Source organism: Bradyrhizobium sp. SZCCT0153, from assembly GCF_018129995.1.
Taxonomy (GTDB): Bacteria; Pseudomonadota; Alphaproteobacteria; order Rhizobiales; family Xanthobacteraceae; genus Bradyrhizobium; species Bradyrhizobium japonicum_G.
This window is the reverse complement of the sequence record NZ_JAFCKS010000001.1, coordinates 300,554-318,550: the sequence shown is the minus strand read 5'-3', so window position 1 is coordinate 318,550 and position 17,997 is coordinate 300,554. Positions and strand designations below refer to the sequence as shown.

The 17,997-nt window shown below is 65.5% G+C and carries 20 protein-coding genes; 6 read left to right on the top strand and 14 right to left on the bottom strand.

Annotated elements, in window-relative coordinates:
- Positions 1-139 precede the first annotated feature (139 nt).
- Complete coding sequence (locus JQ572_RS01635; protein ID WP_211381243.1) at positions 140-751, top strand: gamma-glutamylcyclotransferase; 612 nt, start codon at positions 140-142, stop codon at positions 749-751.
- Here JQ572_RS01635 and JQ572_RS01630 read toward each other — a convergent pair.
- The 4 genes from JQ572_RS01630 to ftsE form a co-directional block, all read right to left on the bottom strand.
- Entirely contained in the window at positions 748-1,521 is a 774-nt protein-coding gene (locus JQ572_RS01630; RefSeq protein WP_211381242.1) for a lysophospholipid acyltransferase family protein, read from the bottom strand. The two genes, JQ572_RS01635 and JQ572_RS01630, sit on opposite strands and share 4 nt — an antisense overlap.
- Before the next feature lie 22 nt (positions 1,522-1,543).
- A complete protein-coding gene (locus JQ572_RS01625) occupies positions 1,544-2,248 on the bottom strand; it encodes a YdcF family protein (RefSeq protein WP_211381241.1) in 705 nt (234 codons plus the stop codon).
- 169 nt (positions 2,249-2,417) lie between these two features.
- A complete protein-coding gene (locus JQ572_RS01620) occupies positions 2,418-3,386 on the bottom strand; it encodes a cell division protein FtsX (RefSeq protein WP_211381240.1) in 969 nt (322 codons plus the stop codon).
- Positions 3,379-4,038, bottom strand: coding sequence for a cell division ATP-binding protein FtsE (gene ftsE / locus JQ572_RS01615; RefSeq protein WP_211381239.1), 660 nt, complete (start codon positions 4,036-4,038; stop codon positions 3,379-3,381). Before ftsE ends, JQ572_RS01620 begins: the two co-directional genes overlap by 8 nt.
- Before the next feature lie 179 nt (positions 4,039-4,217).
- Between ftsE and JQ572_RS01610 the strand changes: the two genes are divergently transcribed.
- Positions 4,218-5,096: an MJ0042-type zinc finger domain-containing protein gene (locus tag JQ572_RS01610; protein WP_211381238.1), complete on the top strand. Its 879-nt coding sequence runs from the start codon at positions 4,218-4,220 to the stop codon at positions 5,094-5,096.
- A 47-nt stretch (positions 5,097-5,143) separates the two neighbouring features.
- Entirely contained in the window at positions 5,144-5,518 is a 375-nt protein-coding gene (locus JQ572_RS01605; protein WP_211381237.1) for a response regulator, read from the top strand.
- A gap of 93 nt (positions 5,519-5,611) precedes the next feature.
- Here the strand turns inward: JQ572_RS01605 and JQ572_RS01600 are convergent, their stop codons facing one another.
- A complete protein-coding gene (locus JQ572_RS01600) occupies positions 5,612-6,766 on the bottom strand; it encodes a DUF4175 family protein (RefSeq protein WP_211381236.1) in 1,155 nt (384 codons plus the stop codon).
- Positions 6,754-8,715, bottom strand: a complete 1,962-nt coding sequence (locus JQ572_RS01595) for a TIGR02302 family protein (RefSeq protein WP_211381235.1) — start codon at positions 8,713-8,715, stop codon at positions 6,754-6,756. The genes JQ572_RS01600 and JQ572_RS01595 overlap by 13 nt, the downstream gene beginning before the upstream one ends.
- 178 nt (positions 8,716-8,893) lie before the next feature.
- On the opposite strand from JQ572_RS01595, the gene JQ572_RS01590 reads away from it, so the two are divergent.
- A complete protein-coding gene (locus JQ572_RS01590) occupies positions 8,894-9,277 on the top strand; it encodes a carboxymuconolactone decarboxylase family protein (protein ID WP_211381234.1) in 384 nt (127 codons plus the stop codon).
- Positions 9,278-9,414: 137 nt separating this feature from the next.
- Positions 9,415-10,323, top strand: a complete 909-nt coding sequence (locus tag JQ572_RS01585; RefSeq protein ID WP_211381233.1) for an NAD(P)-dependent oxidoreductase — start codon at positions 9,415-9,417, stop codon at positions 10,321-10,323.
- 9 nt (positions 10,324-10,332) lie between these two features.
- On the opposite strand, the gene lysA is transcribed toward JQ572_RS01585, so the two are convergent.
- The 3 genes from lysA to argH form a co-directional block, all read right to left on the bottom strand.
- Complete coding sequence (gene lysA, locus JQ572_RS01580) at positions 10,333-11,598, bottom strand: diaminopimelate decarboxylase (RefSeq protein WP_211381232.1); 1,266 nt, start codon at positions 11,596-11,598, stop codon at positions 10,333-10,335.
- A gap of 23 nt (positions 11,599-11,621) precedes the next feature.
- Positions 11,622-11,912 carry an LPS translocon maturation chaperone LptM gene (lptM, locus tag JQ572_RS01575; RefSeq protein WP_211381231.1) on the bottom strand — a complete coding sequence of 97 codons (291 nt, stop codon included), beginning with the start codon at positions 11,910-11,912 and terminating at the stop codon, positions 11,622-11,624.
- A gap of 93 nt (positions 11,913-12,005) precedes the next feature.
- Entirely contained in the window at positions 12,006-13,403 is a 1,398-nt protein-coding gene (gene argH, locus JQ572_RS01570; protein ID WP_211381230.1) for an argininosuccinate lyase, read from the bottom strand.
- A gap of 111 nt (positions 13,404-13,514) precedes the next feature.
- Between argH and tlpA the strand changes: the two genes are divergently transcribed.
- Positions 13,515-14,180, top strand: coding sequence for a thiol:disulfide interchange protein TlpA (gene tlpA, locus JQ572_RS01565; protein ID WP_211381229.1), 666 nt, complete (start codon positions 13,515-13,517; stop codon positions 14,178-14,180).
- A 53-nt stretch (positions 14,181-14,233) separates the two neighbouring features.
- On the opposite strand, the gene JQ572_RS01560 is transcribed toward tlpA, so the two are convergent.
- From JQ572_RS01560 to JQ572_RS01540, 5 genes are all read right to left on the bottom strand, one after another.
- Entirely contained in the window at positions 14,234-14,428 is a 195-nt protein-coding gene (locus JQ572_RS01560) for a hypothetical protein (RefSeq protein WP_211381228.1), read from the bottom strand.
- Between the two features lie 79 nt (positions 14,429-14,507).
- Positions 14,508-15,389, bottom strand: coding sequence for a 3-hydroxybutyryl-CoA dehydrogenase (locus tag JQ572_RS01555; protein WP_211381227.1), 882 nt, complete (start codon positions 15,387-15,389; stop codon positions 14,508-14,510).
- Between the two features lie 210 nt (positions 15,390-15,599).
- Positions 15,600-16,550: an electron transfer flavoprotein subunit alpha/FixB family protein gene (locus JQ572_RS01550; protein WP_211381226.1), complete on the bottom strand. Its 951-nt coding sequence runs from the start codon at positions 16,548-16,550 to the stop codon at positions 15,600-15,602.
- Positions 16,550-17,299: an electron transfer flavoprotein subunit beta/FixA family protein gene (locus tag JQ572_RS01545; protein ID WP_211381225.1), complete on the bottom strand. Its 750-nt coding sequence runs from the start codon at positions 17,297-17,299 to the stop codon at positions 16,550-16,552. Before JQ572_RS01545 ends, JQ572_RS01550 begins: the two co-directional genes overlap by 1 nt.
- 125 nt (positions 17,300-17,424) lie before the next feature.
- Positions 17,425-17,997, bottom strand: coding sequence for a cob(I)yrinic acid a,c-diamide adenosyltransferase (locus JQ572_RS01540; protein ID WP_211382382.1), 573 nt, complete (start codon positions 17,995-17,997; stop codon positions 17,425-17,427).

The window sequence follows — 17,997 nt, the reverse complement described above, 5'->3', positions numbered from 1 at the left end:
CTTCGCTTGTGGGCGCGGTTCTGCTACAGCGCGACGCGCTTCAGAAAAATCGTCATCGCGCTTTAGCTCCTTGTTCGAGCATGATCTTTTCGGAAAACCGCTTCACATTTTTCCGGATCATGCTGTAGCCGTGCCCGAAATGTCGGAAATCACCCTCCCCTCCGTCACCACAGCCAAGGGCGACCTCTGGGTGTTCGGCTACGGCTCGCTGATGTGGCGGCCGGGCTTCGAATTCGAGGAACGTGTCCCGGCGCGGCTGGTCGGCGAGCATCGCGCGCTCTGCGTCTATTCCTTCGTGCACCGCGGCACGCCGGAGAGGCCGGGCCTGGTGCTCGGGCTCGACCGCGGCGGCGCCTGCCGCGGCATCGCCTTCCGCGTCGCCGAGAAGAACCGCGCCGACGTGGTCGCTTATCTGAGGGCGCGCGAGCAGGTGACGTCGGTCTATCGGGAAGTGATGCGCTCGGTGTGGCTGGAGAACGACGCGCGGCAGCGCGTCTCCGCCCTCGCCTATGTGGTCGACCGCGGCCATGTGCAATATGCCGGCCGGCTGTCGCTCACCGAGCAACACCGCCACGTGCTCCAGGGCCATGGCCAGTCCGGCGCCAACCGCGACTACGTGACCGCGACGGTGAAGGCGATCGAGGCCGAAGGCTTTCGCGACACCCAGCTGCACCAGCTCGCGACCATGCTGCATGGTGATGCGCATCCCCTGCACGCGCAGGCTCCCGCTGAAGATCGAGAGAACCGTTAGCGCTCAGAAGGCGCGTAGCTCGGCGCCGAGCCGATCAACTGCTCCTGTTCCTTGCGGCCCGCTTCGACGAGGCGGCCGGTCGCGTCTTCGATCGCCGTTTGCACGCGGGAGAGAAACTCGTCCTTCGGCAGGCCTGAGGGCAGCGGATCGAGGAACTCGACCACCAGCGTGCCGGGATAGCGCATGAAGGTGCGACGCGGCCAGAACAGGCCGGAATTGAGCGCGATCGGCAGGCACCGGACGCCGCAGGACGAATAGATCTGCGCAAAGCCGGTCTTGTAGTCGGGCGCAGCACCCGGCGAACGGCGCGTGCCTTCGGGGAAGATCACGAGTTGGCGGCCTGAACGCACCGCTTCACGGGCGCGGCGGGTCATGTCGAGAAGCGCCTTCACGCCGGCCTTGCGGTCGATCGCGATCATCCCGGTCTTGACCAGGAACTGGCCGAACACGGGGATCTGCATGAGCTGACGCTTGAGGATGAAGATCGGGCGATTGAAAAAGCCCGGCAGCACGAAAGTCTCCCAGAACGACTGATGCTTTGCCGCGATCACCAGCGGCCCCTCCGGGATCTTCTCGACGCCGCGGAATTCCACCTTGATGTTGCAGACCACGCGCATCAGGAACAGCGTCGCCTTCGCCCACCATTTCGCGACCGTCAGCATCGCGCGCGGCGGCAAGGCGAAGGTCGGCAGCGCCACGATCGCAAGGCACACCAGCACGGCGTAGAACAGCACGTTGAACACGAGCGAGCGCAGGAAAATCAAGAACATCGACGATCCGTTCAATTGCCGGTCAATTGGCCTGTGCGGTGGCGGGCCGTCTCGGCTGGAGACCGGGAGGCTGCTCCGACATCTCGGGCGAAAGGTCAATCCCGAAATCCTCCAGCCGTACCCTGAGCTCGGCCGCGATATACTTGACATATTCCAGCAGCAGCAGCCGCAAGGTGGATGCCGAGGTCCACCACGGCTCCTCGCGCCATTTGTCGCCGACCACCGCGAACGGGATCAGATTCGTCTCCGGCATCGCATGCGAGAATTCCACCAGCGCGCGCGGCATGTGATAGTTCGAGGTGACCACGATCAGCGATCTGAAGCCCCGTCCCTCGGCCCAGCGCCGCGCTTCCGCAGCATTGCCACGGGTCGAGACCGCCGTGCGGTCGAGATCGACGCAACAATGCATGAAGGACTGGTTCTCCGGCAACGTCCGGGAGATGTCGCTCGCCGTCGAGGTCGGGTGCACGCCGGAGATCAGGAGCCGCTTGCCATAGCCGGCCGCGAGCAGCTCCATCGCGTCCAACACCCGCGACGAGCCGCCTGTGAGCACCACGATGCCATCAGCCTTGCGATCCGGCGCGATCTCGGCGCCGCGCAATTGCGACAGGAACGCGATGAAGCCCGCCGCCGCGCCGACGAAGGCGAGCGCAATCGTCGACACCAATGCCGCACGCAGCCAGCCGCGCGGCAGTTTCGGCGGTCGATCATCGGTCGGCGAGGTCATGTGATGTCGGTAATCCCTTCCCCGGACGATTTTAGGACGTTTTGAGGCGAAGTGGAGTCCGGTTTATCGGGCTCCGCGAACGCAATGGACACAACCCTATCCGCGTCAGCGGTGCGCTCCCTCGCCCCGCAAGCGGGAAGAGGGGAAGAAGCCACACGCACAAATATTCTCAATCGACATCGTTCAGCGTCGCGAACAGGGTCTGGCGCGAGGCCACGGCGGTGATGGCGCCGATCAGCACGGCCTGCACCGCAAGCACGATGTAGCCGGACGGCCGCAGCGAGAAGGTGCCGAGCAGGGCTGCGAACTGGTCGCCGACGGGGGTGCCGGAAAACCAGCCGGCGATCGACTCGGAGAAGCCGAACACCAGCATTGCGGCGCCACCGCCGATGACGCCGCCCTCCAGGCCCAGCCTGAGGAAATGCCGCAGGAAACGGTTGGCGATGTAGCGGTCGCCGGCGCCGACGAAGTGCAGGACCTCGACGATCGGACGGTTCGCCGCCATGGCGCCGCGGGTCGCAAACGACACCGAGATGATGGTCGCGATGATGACGAGCGCGAGAATGCCGAGGCCGGCGAGCACGGTGGCATTGGTCATCGAGCGCATGCGCTCGATCCAGGCGCGGTGATCGTCGACGCTGGCGCTCGGCGCCACCTGGGTCACCCGGGCGCGCAGGGCGCCGAGATCGAGCGGCGTGCCGGGCTGCACGCGCGCGATGATCATGCGCGGCACCGGCAGATCGTCCATCGACAGCCCGGTGCCGAGCCAAGGCTCGAGCAGCTTCCCGCTCTCGTCCTTGGTGAACGGCTTGACCTCGACGATGCCGGCTTGCGCGCGCATGGCCTCGGCCACCGCCGCGGTGTCGCGCTCGAGATCGCGGCCGGTCTGCGGGCGGACCTGGATGGTGATTTCGCTGGCGACGTCCGACTGCCATTCCGCGGCGGAGGCGCTGACCAGCAGCACCGTGCCCGTGGTCATCGACGCCAGGAAGGTCATGATGGCCACGACGGCGACCAGGGCACGGCCATGGATCGAGGCGCGCGGCACGATCGGCGACAGGTTGCGCGCCCGAGGAGGAAGCGGCGGCCCCTCCTGTCCGAGGTCGACCAAGACGCCGCGCTCGTCGGGTCTACTCATAGACGTGCAGCCGGCCCTGATGCAGCACGAAGCGGCGCGCCTCGTACTGGTCCATCAGGGCGATGTCGTGGGTGGCGATGATGACGGCGGTGCCCGATTTGTTGAGCTCGATGAACAGTCGCAGCAGGCGGCGGCCGAGCGTCGGATCGACGCTGCCGGTCGGCTCATCCGCCAACAGGAGCTGCGGCCGCGAGATCACGGCGCGCGCGATCGCCGCGCGCTGCTTCTCGCCGCCGGACAGGATCGGCGGCAGCGCGTCCATGCGCTCGCCGAGCCCGACCCATTTCAACAGGTCGATGACCTCCTTGCGGTAGCTCGATTCGCTGCGGCCCATGACGCGGAACGGCAGCGCGACGTTCTCATAGGTCGTCATGTGGTCGAGCAGGCGGAAATCCTGCAGCACGATGCCGATGCGCTTGCGCAGATCCGCGATCTCGTCCTTGCCGAGCTGCGAGATGTCGTGGCCGAACAGATTGACCAGGCCGCGCGTCGGCCGATGCGACAGGAACAGCAGGCGCAGCAGCGAGGTCTTGCCGGCGCCGGACGGGCCGGTGAGGAACTGGAAGGAGTGCGCCGGAATCTGGAAGCTGAGGTCGCGCAGGATCTCCGGCCCCAGACCGTAACGCAATCCGACATTTTCGAACCGAACCAAGTTCAGCTCCGTTCGAGAGAGGGCGCGGGCCGCGTCGCTGCGCTCCGCCGCACGCGATCAAGGGGTTCTGCGGCCGTTATGGTTTCCGGTTCGTTAACGGTCGCCTTGTAGCATAATTGCCGCCCGGTTCTCCGCGACCGCGTCATCGTCAAGACCCGTCCATGCATCAAGGCTCGTCCATGCATATCGTCTGCCCCCATTGTACGACATCCTACGCCATCAAGCTTGCGAGCCTGGGCGCGAACGGCCGGACGGTCCGCTGCTCCCGTTGCAAGGAGACCTGGGTCGCCCATGCCGAGGATGCCATCGAGGAGGCGTCCATCCCGGCCATGGCCGCGGCCAGCCAGGCCGACGACCAGTCCGACCTCGCCGAGCAGTGGAACTCCTACGCAAAGGACGACGGCGCCACCGATGCGCCCGTTGTCGACAGCCCGTCGATCGCCAGCGACTGGCCGGACGAGGAGGCCCGGGAAACCGAGGACGAATGGTCAGCGGCGGCCCGGGATGCCGAGGAGGAGGTCGTCGGCGCACAGCATCAATCCTGGTTCCGCGGCCTGTTCGGCCGCCGCGGGGCGCGGGTGAGGCGTCAGGCGCCCACCGTAGCTCCGCGAAAATCCTATTTCGGCCTGCCGACCGCCTGCGCCGCCATGGGTGCGCTGGTGCTTGCGCTCGTCGTCTGGCGCGGCGACATGGTGCGGCTGCTCCCGCAGACGGCGGCCTTCTACAAGATGGTCGGCCTTGAGGTTAACCTGCGCGGACTGGCCTTCAAGGACGTCAAGCTCTCCAGCGAGACCGTGGACGGTAAGCAGGTGCTGGTGATCGAGGGCGTCATCGTCGGTCAAGGCAAGAAGCCGCTCGACATTCCCAGGCTGCGTTTCGCGGTGCGAGACGCGCAAGGCGCCGAGATCTACGCCTGGAACACCGTTCTGGAGCAGACCGTGCTGCAGCCCGGCGAGCGGGCCTTCTTCCGCTCGCGCCTGGCCTCGCCGCCGCCGGAGGGCCGCAATATCGACGTTCGCTTCTTCAACCGGCGCGACATCGCCGGCGGCAGCGTATAATCGGTCCCGCAGGCCCGCACGGGAGGTTGGTCCCAAGGTTTGATCTCATGCCGAAAATCTTGATCGCCGACGACGAGGATTCGATGCGCCAGCTGGTGGCGCGTGCCATCGCCATGGACGGCCACGAGATCGTCACCGCGCAGGACGGCGCAGAGGCACTTGAAATCCTGACCCGCGCGGACGGCGCCTTCGATCTGCTGCTCACCGACATCCAGATGCCCGTCATGGACGGCATCGCGCTGGCGTTGTCCGTCGCGCGCGATTTCCCCGACCTGACGATTTTGCTGATGACCGGATTCGCCGATCAACGCGAGCGCGCCTCGAACCTCAATGCGCTGGTGCATGACGTCGTGACCAAGCCGTTTTCGGTCGCCGACATCCGCACCGCCGTGGCGGATGCGCTGGCGGCGAAGAAGGCGTAGCGCGGGCGGGATTGTAGCCCGCGTGGGCGATATGCAGGACCGGCGGCCCCGGATATCGCTTCGCTCATCCGGGCTACGAGAGCCGCCGCAGCCTCAAAAATCCTTCAGCAGCCGCTCGATATAGTCGAGCTCGATCTGCGGGCGCGAGGAATCCCCTAAGCGGCGGCGGAGCTCTTCGAGGATGCGGCGGACGCGCTGGGCGTCGATCTCGCCGGGGATCTTCACCGTGTAGTCGTCGCTCAGATCGCGGCCATGCAGGGGGCGGCCGAGCGGATCGGTCTGATTGCCGCCGCTCTGCTGGCGGCCGGCACGATTGCCGGGACCATCGCCCTGCCCGTCGCCGTCGCCCTGCTGCATCGCCTCGGCCATCTTCTGCGCGCCCTTGCGCAAGGCGTCGAGGGCCTTGCCCTGCGAGTCCACGGCACCGTCGGAATTGCCCTCGCCGAGCTTCGAGCCGGCATCGCCCATGGCCCCGTCGGCGGCGTCCAGGCTGCCATCGTCATCGCCCTGGTCACCGTCCTGATCGCCATCCTGGCCGGACTGCCCCTGCTCGCCCTGCTGCCCCTTCTGCCCTTTCTGGCTCTGGCCCTTCTGCCCTTTCTGCGCGAGGCCGCGCTTGGCGAGCTCGTCCTGCAACTTCTTCAGGCGGTCGCGCAGCGACTGCTGATCCTGCTGGAGGTCCGACATCGACTGGTCGCCCTGCTGCTTGCCGCGCGAGCGATCACGCCGGGAGTCCTGGCCCTGCTTGAATGTCTTGTCACGCAATTGCTGCTGCTTGCGGATCATGTCGCTGAGCTCGTTGAGCGCCTGCTCCATGTCGCTGTCGCCGGATTGCCCGGGCTGCGCCATCTGGAGGTTTTCCATGATCTGCGCAAGCTGCTCGAGCATGCGCTCGGCCGCTTCTTTATTGCCTTCCTTGGCCGCCTTCTCGATCTGCTTCAGAAGTTCGTCCAGGTCGCGCTGGGTGATGACGGAGCGATCGCGGCTTGAGGACTGGCTGCGCTCGGTCGCGCGCTTGTAGTCCTCGAGCTTCTGGATGGCGTCGGACTGATTGTTGAGGCTCTTTCCGGATTCCTTCTGCCTGAGGCTGTCGCCGGACTCCTGCATCGCCTTTTCGGCGCTGTCGAGCAGCGCATCGGGATCCTGGTCCTGCTGGGCCGAGACGGCTGCGGGCACGCCTCCGAGCAGGACGGCGAGAGCGGCGATCGAGATCGCCTTCAAGACTGGCACGCGCGCTAGCTTCCGCATTTCCGGTCCCGTGTGAACTGATTGGCGCCGTCGTTGCCCGCCTTGTTGGCCCGGTTGTTCGCCGATTTCCGATAGGCCTGAAGCTGCTCGCGCAACGCATCCTGCTGCTTCGACAGTTCTTCGAACTGGTCGGGCGTGGCTTTCTGAGTCTTCTGTTTCAGCTCGACAGCCTTGTCGAGGATGAGCTGGACTTCGGCGGGGAACGGCTGCCGGGCGCCGAGCGGATTTTGCTCGGAACGGCGGGCGAGATCGCGCACCTTGCCGGCCATCGCCTCGCGCAGCTTCTGCGTCAGCACCCTGATCTCGTCCTCGCTGGCACCGCGTTCCAGCGCACGCTTGAGCGCGTCCTGCGCCGAGCGCAGCGCGGCGTTGACGCTGCCGGCGACGCCGTCATCCTCGATGGTGACCGCGAACGCCCACATGCTTCCCACCACATCGCGCAACGCATCATCGGTGCGGGCGGCTTCCAGCTGCAGCGCCAGGCTGCGCAGGCCGAGATAGCAGCCCGCGTCCGGCGTGAACAATTCGGGCGCGATCATCAGCGCGTCGAGCGCGGCGTAGACGTCGGAATTCCTGTTGGCATCGAGCGCGAGGATGCGGCGCTGCTCAATCAGCGCGCGGGCGAGCGAATTGGTGAAGAGCCGCTCGGGCAGGCGCATGTTGAAGGGTTCGCTCTTGGCCTCGTTGCCGGCCTCGTCCTTGGCGGTAAGCGTCAGCGTGACGTCGGCGCCCGCATACGGGTCCTCGCTGAGGTCCTTCACCGTCTGGCCGACGCCGTTGCGGGTGCGCGCATTCGGCAGCACGAGCGGAAACTGCGGCGGCTGGAACAGCGGCCGCGCGGCCGCCTTGGTGTCGGTCTCCTTGCCGGCGTCCTTCACGCCATCCTTCACACCATCCTTGGCATCGGCGGGGCGCAGGCCGATTTGCGCCTCGGCGCCGGTGACGCCGTAATCGTCCTCGATCTTGTAGGAGAGCTGGAGCGCGCCGCGCGCCTGGCGCTCGGGGTCCTTGGCCAGCGCAATCGTCGGCGGCCGGTCCGGCGTTGCCACAAACGCCCATTGCGGCTGGCCGGAGGGCGCGCGGACATGCGCGGTACCGTCGCCGGCGATGGCAAAATGCTTCTCGTTGGTGCCCTTGGGCGCGGCTTCCGTGGGGGCAACCTCCTTGAGGCCACCGGAAACGACGACATCGAGGCTGCCGCCGGAGGAGCGCACGATCAGGGTCGAGCCGGCGGGAACGGCAAGCGGACCGCTGGCGGGTAGCGCCGCGGCCTCCTTGTTGGCGGCCGACAGGATGATCGGCGGCTTGCCGGCATAGAGCGGCGGCGTGACCCAGGCGTCGACACGAATATTGGCCGGTGCCAGCACGCCGTTCCAGTCGAACGCGGCCCCGAGCCGCATGGCTCGCTCGTCTCCGGCTGCGAAGAAGGTCGCCACCAGCATCACCATGACCAGCGCGCGCAGCGCCCAGGGATCATGCAGAGCCAGCCGCGGGTTCGGCAGACCGGCGCGGATGCGCTTGATCGAAGCCAGCGTGCGCTCGCGCTGCGCCTGCCACAGCGCCAGCGCCACCGGATCCTTTGAGCTCAGCGTGTCCGTCAGCGTGGTGGCCGGTCGATGGCGGATGCCGGAGCCACGGTCGAGCCGGGCCAGCGCCTCCTCACGGCTCGGCCAGCGGAAACGAATCAACGGGAACAGGACGGCAATCGCGATGCCGGCGAAAACCACGAGACCGATGGCGCGGGCAATGAACGGCAGCGACAGCCAGAGGCCGGCCCAGGACACCACCAGGAACAGGCCGACAACGGTCAAAAGCCGCGCCAAATTCGGCCAGGCACGCTCCCACGCGATGGCATAAATGGCCCGTTGCAGGGCCTGCGCCAGCTTCAGCCGCGACAGAGCGTCGCCATCGCGGATCGGGTCTGACGGGTCGGGGGTGACGCCGTTCAATCAACTCTCCAGGTTGCCCGGAAGAGAAGCGTACCACAACGGCAGCACTGAGGCATCCGTTCCTGTACGGGAGACACCCCTTTTCCCGCATAACACGAGGACGTGACTGGCCGGCCGCAACCCCGTAATTTCCGCGCGCCGTTCCCAAGGGAAATGCAAGGGAAACAAAGGAAACGCCATGGACAAGAAGATGCACGACAAGGGCCTGGAAGTCCGCAAAGCGGTACTGGGCGAGGCCTATGTCAACAATGCCCTGAAGAGCGTCGACGATTTCAACCGTCCGTTCCAGGAGATGCTCAACGAATATTGCTGGGGCACGGTGTGGGGCCGCGAGGAGCTGCCGCGCAAGACCCGCAGCATGCTCAACATCGCGATGATCGCGATCCTCAACCGCCAGCACGAGTTTCGCGCGCATCTCAAGGGCGCGCTGACCAATGGCGTGACCCGCGACGAAATCCGCGAGATTCTGATGCAGGTCGCGATCTACGGCGGCATGCCGGCCGCGGTCGACAGCTTTCGCATCGCGCGCGAGGTGTTCGCGGAGATCGACGGGAAGGCGTGACGCCAGACTAACCGCTCTTAACGCTATTGCTTCGTCATCGCGAGCGAAGCGAAGCAATCCAGAAAGCCTCCGCGGCAACAGACTGGATTGCTTCGTCGCTTCGCTCCTCGCAATGACGACAGGAAGGAAACAACACCATGGACATCGGATTCATCGGCCTCGGAAACATGGGTTTCCCGATGGCGCGGCGGCTGGTTGAGGCGGGACACAGGCTGGTCGTGTTCGATACGCGCAAGGAAGTCGTCGACAAACTGGTGGCGCGCGGTGCGACGGCGGCGACTTCGCCGAAGGACGTCGCCGACCAGGTCGAGACGGTGATGGCGAGCCTGCCGTCGCTGCAAGCTTCGCTCGAGGTCGCGACCGGGGCGAACGGCGTCATCGAGGGTAAGCGGGTCAGACGCTTCATCGACCTTTCGACCGTCGGCTCGCAGATGGCATCGAAGATCCATGGCCTGCTCGCCAAGCACGACATCGTGCAAATCGACTGCCCGGTCTCCGGCGGCGTCGGCGGCGCCGAGAAGGGCACGCTGGCCGTGATGGTCTCTGGGCCGAAGGCGGATTTCGAGCTGCTCAAGCCGGCGCTCGACGTGATCGGAAAAGTGTTCTTCATCGGCGAGAAGCCGGGCGCGGCGCAGACCATGAAGCTCGCCAACAATTTCCTCTCGGCCACCGCGATGGTGGCGACGTCGGAAGCCGTGGTGATGGGGGTGAAAGCCGGGCTCGATCCCGCCGTGATGATCGACGTTATCAATGCGGGATCGGGCATGAACACCGCGAGCCGCGACAAGTTTCCACGCTCGGTGCTGCCGCGCAGCTTCGATTTCGGCTTCGCCACGGGGCTGATGGTGAAGGACGTCCGGCTGGCGCTGGAGGAAATGAAGCAGCTCGGCTTGTCGATGGAGGTCGCCGATGCGGTCGGGCGCCTGTGGGAGACCGTGATCAGCGCGGAAGGCGCCGAGTCCGATTTCACCGCCGCGATCAAGCCGATCGAGAAGAAGGCAGGCGTAGTGGTTGGCGGGAAGGCCGGCGGATTGGCGGGGAAGTAGCGCCTCGCCTCACAACCACGGCGCGGGCGTATCCATCGCGATCAACTGCTCGACCTCGATGCGCGGGCGCACGACCGCGTACTGGTCGCCCTTCACCAGCACCTCGGGCACCAGCGGCCGCGTGTTGTAGGTGCCGGCCTGGACCGCGCCATAGGCGCCCGCTGTCATGATGGCGAGGAGATCGCCGGGCTTCGGCGTCGGCAGCGTACGATCCAGCGCGAGGTAGTCGCCGGTCTCGCAGACCGGGCCGACGACGTCGGCCAGGATCGTGGAAGTGCCGCTCGCAGGCTGCGTTACCGGCAAGATGTCGTGATGGGCTTCATACAGCGTCGGACGGATCAGGTCGTTCATCGCGGCGTCGATGATGACGAAATTCTTGCCGTCGCCATGCTTCACATAGATGACCTTGGCGACGAGGATGCCGGCATTGCCGACGATCATGCGGCCCGGCTCGAACATCAGCGTGCAGCCGAGATTGTGGCTGATGCGCTTGACCATGGCCGCATAGGCGTCGGGCGCCGGCGGCGCCTCGCGGTCCATGTAATAGGGAATGCCGAGGCCGCCGCCGAAATCGACATGCGAGATGTTGTGGCCGTCGGCGCGCAGCGTCTGCACGAATTCGGAGAGGATGCGGAACGCGGTCTCCATCTTGGACAGATCGGTGATCTGGCTGCCGATATGCACGTCGGTGCCGGTCACCTCGATGCCCGGCAGCTTCGCGGCGCGCGCATAGACCTCGCGGGCATAGGCGATCGGAATGCCGAACTTGTTCTCCGACTTGCCGGTGGAAATCTTGGCATGCGTGCCGGCATCGACGTCCGGATTGACGCGAATAGAGATGCGCGCGGTCTTGCCCATCTCCGTCGCAAGGCGCGACAGCAGCTCGAGCTCCGGTTCGGATTCGACGTTGAGGCAGAGGATGTCGGCGGCAAGCGCGGCGCGCAATTCGGTCTCGGTCTTGCCGACACCGGAGAACAGGATCTTGCTCGCCGGGATGCCGGCGGCCAGCGCCCGCTTCAATTCGCCGCCCGAGACCACGTCGGCGCCGGCCCCGAGCTTTGCCAGCGTGCGCAGCACCGACTGGTTCGAGTTCGCCTTCATGGCGTAGCAGACCAGCACCTTCTCGCCGGCGAAGGCGTCGGTGAAGACACGATAGTGGCGCTCCAAAGTCGCGGTCGAATAGCAATAGAATGGCGTGCCGACGGTCGCGGCCAGCTCGGACAGGTTCACCGCCTCGGCGTGCAGCACGCCGTTGCGATAGTCGAAATGATTCATGGCGTTGGCTCAGTTGCCCCAGCTCATCTGCTGGGTGTGTCGTCCAGAAGCGGGTCGAGAATGAAAGATTTCTTCCTGCCCTTGGCGGCCGCGGGCGCGGCGTCCGCACCATAGGTGGGATTGAACACGCTCGGCGTCTTCTGGGCTTCGGTCTCGGTGTCGGTCGGAGGCGCGATGTTGGCCGTCGACGCGCTGGAGGCGGTCGGCGGCAAATCCAGCGGACCTTTGCGGCCGCAGCCGGCAAGCGCGAGCGCCGTCAGGCTCAAGACAATGATGGCCCACGCCGAGCCGGCCGGGCGAAACTTTGACGTCACGACGAAATCCCCACTACGCGCGGCGCACCATACAGAGATTAGCGCGCTCTGGCGAGACCCGGATGACCATGAAACATAAGCGAAATTTTGCCCTCAGCCCAATTTTCGCTCTTTTTCCAGCCGCTTCGCCCAGGCCTTGGCCTGGCTCGCCACGTTCGTCGGCGCGGTGCCGCCGAAGCTGGTCCGGCTCTTCACCGACGATTCGACCGAGAGCACGCCAAGCACGTCCTTCGTGATCTTCGGCTCGATCGCCTGCATCTCCTTGAGCGGCAGCTCGTGCAGCGCCACGCCGCCCTCGGCGGCCCTCGCCACGATGCGGCCGGTGACGTGATGGGCGTCGCGGAACGGCATCTTCAACGTCCGTACCAGCCAGTCGGCGAGGTCGGTGGCGGTGGCATAGCCCTCGCCGGCAGCAAGCTTCATCTTCGCCTCGTCGGGGACGAGGTCGCGGACCATGCCGGTCATGGCGCGGATCGCAAGCGACAGCGCGGCAAAGCCCTCCATGGCCCCCTGCTTGTCCTCCTGCATGTCCTTTTGATACGCGAGCGGCAACCCCTTCATCACGATCAGCAGCCCGTTGAGCGCGCCGATGACGCGGCCGGTCTTGGCACGCACCAGCTCGGCGGCGTCAGGATTGCGCTTCTGCGGCATGATCGACGAGCCGGTGGTGAACTTGTCGCTGAGCCGGATGAGACCAACCAGCGGCGAGGTCCAGATTACGATCTCCTCGGCGAAGCGCGACATGTGCACGGCGCAGATCGAGGCCGCCGACAACGTCTCCAGCACGAAGTCGCGATCGGAGACCGCATCGAGCGAATTCGCCATCGGGCGGTCGAAGCCGAGCGCTTTGGCGGTGGCGTGCCGATCGATCGGGAACGAGGTGCCGGCGAGCGCGGCCGCGCCGAGCGGAGACTCGTTCAGCCGCTTGCGCGCATCCTGGAAACGGCCGCGATCGCGCGCCGCCATCTCGACATAGGCGAGCAGATGATGGCCGAAGGTCACGGGCTGCGCGGTCTGCAGATGCGTGAAGCCGGGCATCACGGTCGCGGCATGTTCGAGCGCGCGGTTGACCAGCGAGGCCTGGAACGCGGCCAGCGCGGCGTCGGTCTCGTCGAGAACGTCTCGGACATAGAGACGGAAATCCGTCGCGACCTGGTCGTTGCGCGAGCGCGCGGTGTGCAGGCGGCCGGCGGCGGGCCCGATCAGCTCGGACAGGCGGCTTTCGACATTCATGTGAATGTCCTCGAGCGCACGCTTGAATTCGAAGCCGCCCTTGCCGATCTCTGACAAAATCGTGTCTAGACCCTTGCCGATATTTTTCGCATCAGAGGCCGTGATGATGCCCTGCGCGGCCAGCATCGCGGCGTGGGCCTTGGATGCTGCAATGTCCTGGGCAAAGAGGTGACGATCGACGTCGATGGAGACGTTGATCTCTTCCATGATCTCGTCGGGACGTTCCGAGAACCGGCCGCCCCACATCTTGTTGCTCATGATCCCCTGCTCACGCCTTTGCCTGTCGCTGGCTGCCGTATGTTTGCCGACTGCTGCCAGCCGTACTAAGAGGCCCCTGATAGCCATATCTGCGACCGGATGACAAACGATATGCTCGACCAGAAGCCCTCCGCCACGCGCCGGGTCCCTTTCGTCATCGCCACCGTGGCGATCGGGGGACTGGCCGGCTTCGCTGCGCTCTATGGGCTGGGCCTGAGCCGGGCCCCGTCCGGCGACCCGGCCTGCCGGGCGGCGGTGGCAACAGCGCAAAAAATCGCCCCGCTTGCCCATGGCGAGGTGGCCGCCCTGACCATGGCGAGCGCCCCTTTGAAGCTGCCGGATCTCGCCTTCGAGGACGCCGACGGCAAGCCGAAAAAGCTGTCCGATTTCCGCGGCAAGACGCTGCTGGTCAACCTCTGGGCCACCTGGTGCGTGCCATGTCGAAAAGAGATGCCGGCGCTGGACGAGCTTCAGGGCAAGCTGTCGGGCCCGAATTTCGAGGTGGTGGCGATCAATATCGACACCCGCGACGCCGAGAAGCCCAAGACCTTCCTGAAGGAGGCCAATCTGACTAGGCTCGGCTATTTCAACGACCAGAAAGCCAAGGTTTTCCAGGATCTTAAGGCCATAGGCCGGGCTTTAGGCATGCCGACCTCGGTGCTGGTCGATCCCCAGGGCTGCGAGATCGCGACGATCGCGGGGCCGGCGGAATGGGCAAGCGAGGATGCGCTCAAGCTGATCCGGGCGGCGACGGGCAATGCCGCCGCGTCGCTCTAGTTATTGGCGCATGATCTGATCGGAAAACCGGGATCCACTTTTCCGGATCAGCGCTAGGCGGTGACGTTGAGGTTGCCGCCGACGCCGGCGCCGACATTGGCGAGCGAGGGCTGGCCGGCGCCGAGCAGCGTCAGGACCGTGGATTTCTCCGTATCCGCGTTCTGCTTCATCAGCGTCGCCGAGATATTCGACTGCAGCGCGCCTTGCTGAGCGGCCAGCATACCGCTGACCATTGCCATCATGTCCATTACGCGAACCCTCGTACTGGCCGTAACCTAGAGGCGAGCGGTTAACGCGACATGAATTGTCACAGTGCGGATGGCGGCGTTATCGCGTCGGAACCGGCTTGGCGCCGCGGTAGTCGTAGAAGCCGCGCTGGGTCTTGCGACCGAGCCAGCCGGCCTCGACGTATTTCACCAGGAGCGGGCATGGACGGTACTTGGAGTCGGCGAGGCCCTCGTGCAGCACCTGCATGATCGACAGGCAGGTATCGAGGCCGATGAAATCGGCCAGCTCCAGCGGGCCCATCGGATGGTGCGCGCCGAGCTTCATCGCCGCATCGATCGCCTCGACGTTGCCGACGCCTTCGTACAGCGTGTAAATCGCCTCGTTGATCATCGGCAGCAGGATGCGGTTGACGATGAAGGCCGGGAAATCCTCGGAGACCGCGACCTGCTTGCCGAGCTTGGCGACGAACTCCTTGGATGCCTCGAAGGTCTGGTCGTCGGTGGCGATGCCGCGGATCAGCTCCACCAGCTCCATCAACGGCACCGGATTCATGAAGTGAATGCCGATGAAGCGTTCGGGCCGGTCGGTGGCGGCGGCGAGCCGCGTGATCGAGATCGACGATGTGTCCGAGGCGACAATCGCCTCCGGCTTCAACACCGCGCAGAGCTCGTGGAAAATCTTGCGCTTGACCTCTTCCTTCTCGACCGCGGTCTCGATCACGAGATCGCAGTCGGCGAGGTCATCCAGCTTTTCGGCGGCCACGATGCGCGCCATCGCCTTGGCCTTGTCGTCCTCGCTGACGGCCTTTTTGGAGACCTGGCGCGCCAGATTACCGTTGATGGTCGCCATGCCCGACTTGAGGCGGTCAGCCGAGACGTCGTTGAGCACCACGTCGAAGCCGGCCAGCGCCGCGACATGCGCGATGCCATTGCCCATCTGACCCGCGCCGATCACGCCGACCTTCTTGATTACTGCCGCCATAATGTCATCCACCGGAACGGCGCGCATGTCGCGCCTGCCTTGTCCCCCGAGCTGGGAGGTCTGATTTAATCAGAAGCTTGATCTAACCAGAATCTCGGCCCGAAACCTAGATTGGATCGCTCCCCCGGCGTGCCCCGCGCCAAAGAAAACGCCTCGAAAAAGAAACACCGGCCGGAGTGTACCACTCCGGCCGGTGTTTTTATCGCGTTTTTACTTGCCGAGCTTGGCGAGTGCGTCGGTGAGCTCAGGAACCGCCTGGTAGAGGTCGGCGACCAGGCCATAATCGGCGACCTGGAAGATCGGCGCGTCCTCGTCCTTGTTGATCGCAACGATCACCTTGGAGTCCTTCATGCCGGCCAGATGCTGGATCGCGCCGGAAATGCCCACTGCGACATAGAGCTCGGGGGCCACGACCTTGCCGGTCTGGCCGACCTGCCAGTCGTTGGGCGCATAGCCGGCATCCACCGCTGCGCGCGAGGCGCCGACGCCGGCGCCGAGCTTGTCGGCGAGCGGCTCGATGTACTTTGCGAAGTTCTCGCGGCTCTGCATGGCGCGGCCGCCGGAGACGATGATCTTCGCCGAGGTCAGCTCGGGACGATCGCTCTTGGCGACTTCCTCGCCGACGAAGGACGACAGGCCCGGATCGGCCGCAGCCTGAACGCTCTCGACCGGCGCGCTGCCGCCGGCAGCTGCCGCCGCGAAGGTCGAGGTACGCACCGTGATGACCTTCTTGGCGTCCCTGGACTTCACCGTCTGGATGGCGTTGCCGGCATAGATCGGACGCTCATAGGTGTCGGGCGCGATCACCTTGGTGATCTCCGAGACCTGCATGACGTCGAGCAGGGCGGCGACACGGGGCATCACGTTCTTGAAGCGCGAGGTCGCGGGCGCGACGATCGCGTCGTAGGACGGGGCCAGCGAGACGATCAGCGCAGCCAGCGGCTCGGCGAGATCGTGCGCATAGAGCTCGCCCTCGGCGACCAGCACCTTGGCAACGCCGGCGAGCTTGGAAGCAGAATCGGCCGCGGCCTTGGTGCCCTGCCCGCCGCCGGCGACCAGCACGTGGACGTCGCCGCCGAGCTGGGAGGCCGCGGTCAGCGCCTTGTTGGTGGAGTCCTTGAGAACCTCGTGTTCGTGTTCGGCAATCAGCAACGTCGTCATCAGAGCACCCCGGCTTCGTTCTTGAGCTTCGACACCAGCTCGGCGACGTCCTTGACCTTGACGCCGGCCTTGCGGCCCGCGGGCTCAGCCGTCTTCAGAACTTCCAGGCGCGCAGCGACGTCGACGCCATAATCGGCGACGGTCTTGTCCGCGATCGGCTTCTTCTTGGCCTTCATGATGTTGGGCAGCGAGGCGTAGCGCGGCTCGTTGAGACGCAGATCGGTGGTGACGATCGCCGGCCCCTTCAGCTTCACGGTCTGCAGGCCGCCATCGACTTCGCGGGTGACCTTGAAGTCGCTTCCTTCGACCTCGAGCTTCGAGGCGAAGGTTGCCTGCGACCAGCCGAGCAGCGCGGCCAGCATCTGGCCCGTCTGATTGCTGTCGTCGTCGATTGCCTGCTTGCCGAGAATGATCAGGCCCGGCTGCTCTTCTTCGGCGACCTTCTTGAGGATCTTGGCCACAGCGAGCGGCTCGACGATGCCGTCGGCCTTCACCAGGATGCCGCGGTCGGCACCCATCGCAAGACCGGTGCGGATCGTCTCCGACGCCTGCGCCGGTCCAATGGAAACTACGACGACCTCGGTGGCCTTGCCCCCTTCCTTCAGGCGCAGCGCTTCCTCGACCGCGATTTCGTCGAACGGGTTCATGGACATTTTGACGTTGGCCAGTTCAACGCCCGATCCATCGCCCTTGACGCGGACCTTGACGTTGTAATCGACCACCCGCTTTACCGGTACCAAGACCTTCATCGATCCTCTTTCACTCAATTTGGGAGGGGGGTTATCAACTGGCGCGGAACCTAAAGGCCTGATCCGGCCCGGTCAACGCGAGAAGGGGCCTAATTTTGGCCCCCAGAAATGCGCCGCTCAATGGGTCAGCGATTCTGGCCCGGAACCCAGAGCACGTCGCCGGCTCCATTTTGGTTGGCGGCCCGGCTCGCCACGAACAGGAAGTCCGACAGGCGGTTCATATACTGGATGCCAGCCGCGCCAACGGGCTCGCCGGGCCGGGCCGCCAGTTCGACCATCGTGCGTTCCGCCCTGCGGCAAATCGTGCGGGCGACATGGAGGTAGGCGGCGGACGGCGTGCCACCCGGCAGAACGAAGGAGGTCAGCGGCGCAAGCTTTTCGTTGAGCGCGTCGATGTCGCGCTCGAGCCGCTCGACCTGGCTTGCCACCACCCGCAGCCGCTCGGCTTTGCCTTCTCGCTCCGGTACCGCAAGGTCGGCACCCAGGTCGAACAGATCGTTCTGGATACGGCCCAGCATCGCGTCGAACTCGGGCATGTCGCGGGTGTGGAGACGCACCACGCCGATCGCGGCGTTGGTCTCGTCGACAGTGCCGTAGGCCTCGATGCGCAGATCGTATTTCGGACGGCGCTCGCCAGTTCCGAGCGCTGTCGTGCCGTCGTCACCGGTCTTCGTATAGATGCGATTCAGCACAACCAT

Coding starts and splice junctions, on each gene's coding strand:
- JQ572_RS01635 (WP_211381243.1), top strand. CDS start 140: ATGTCGGAAATCACCCTCCCCTCCGTCACCACAGCCAAGGGCGACCTC.
- JQ572_RS01630 (WP_211381242.1), bottom strand. CDS start 1,521: ATGTTCTTGATTTTCCTGCGCTCGCTCGTGTTCAACGTGCTGTTCTAC.
- JQ572_RS01625 (WP_211381241.1), bottom strand. CDS start 2,248: ATGACCTCGCCGACCGATGATCGACCGCCGAAACTGCCGCGCGGCTGG.
- JQ572_RS01620 (WP_211381240.1), bottom strand. CDS start 3,386: ATGAGTAGACCCGACGAGCGCGGCGTCTTGGTCGACCTCGGACAGGAG.
- JQ572_RS01610 (WP_211381238.1), top strand. CDS start 4,218: ATGCATATCGTCTGCCCCCATTGTACGACATCCTACGCCATCAAGCTT.
- JQ572_RS01605 (WP_211381237.1), top strand. CDS start 5,144: ATGCCGAAAATCTTGATCGCCGACGACGAGGATTCGATGCGCCAGCTG.
- JQ572_RS01600 (WP_211381236.1), bottom strand. CDS start 6,766: ATGCGGAAGCTAGCGCGCGTGCCAGTCTTGAAGGCGATCTCGATCGCC.
- JQ572_RS01590 (WP_211381234.1), top strand. CDS start 8,894: ATGGACAAGAAGATGCACGACAAGGGCCTGGAAGTCCGCAAAGCGGTA.
- JQ572_RS01585 (WP_211381233.1), top strand. CDS start 9,415: ATGGACATCGGATTCATCGGCCTCGGAAACATGGGTTTCCCGATGGCG.
- lysA (WP_211381232.1), bottom strand. CDS start 11,598: ATGAATCATTTCGACTATCGCAACGGCGTGCTGCACGCCGAGGCGGTG.
- argH (WP_211381230.1), bottom strand. CDS start 13,403: ATGAGCAACAAGATGTGGGGCGGCCGGTTCTCGGAACGTCCCGACGAG.
- tlpA (WP_211381229.1), top strand. CDS start 13,515: ATGCTCGACCAGAAGCCCTCCGCCACGCGCCGGGTCCCTTTCGTCATC.
- JQ572_RS01560 (WP_211381228.1), bottom strand. CDS start 14,428: ATGGACATGATGGCAATGGTCAGCGGTATGCTGGCCGCTCAGCAAGGC.
- JQ572_RS01555 (WP_211381227.1), bottom strand. CDS start 15,389: ATGGCGGCAGTAATCAAGAAGGTCGGCGTGATCGGCGCGGGTCAGATG.
- JQ572_RS01550 (WP_211381226.1), bottom strand. CDS start 16,550: ATGACGACGTTGCTGATTGCCGAACACGAACACGAGGTTCTCAAGGAC.
- JQ572_RS01545 (WP_211381225.1), bottom strand. CDS start 17,299: ATGAAGGTCTTGGTACCGGTAAAGCGGGTGGTCGATTACAACGTCAAG.
- JQ572_RS01540 (WP_211382382.1), bottom strand. CDS start 17,997: ATGGTTGTGCTGAATCGCATCTATACGAAGACCGGTGACGACGGCACG.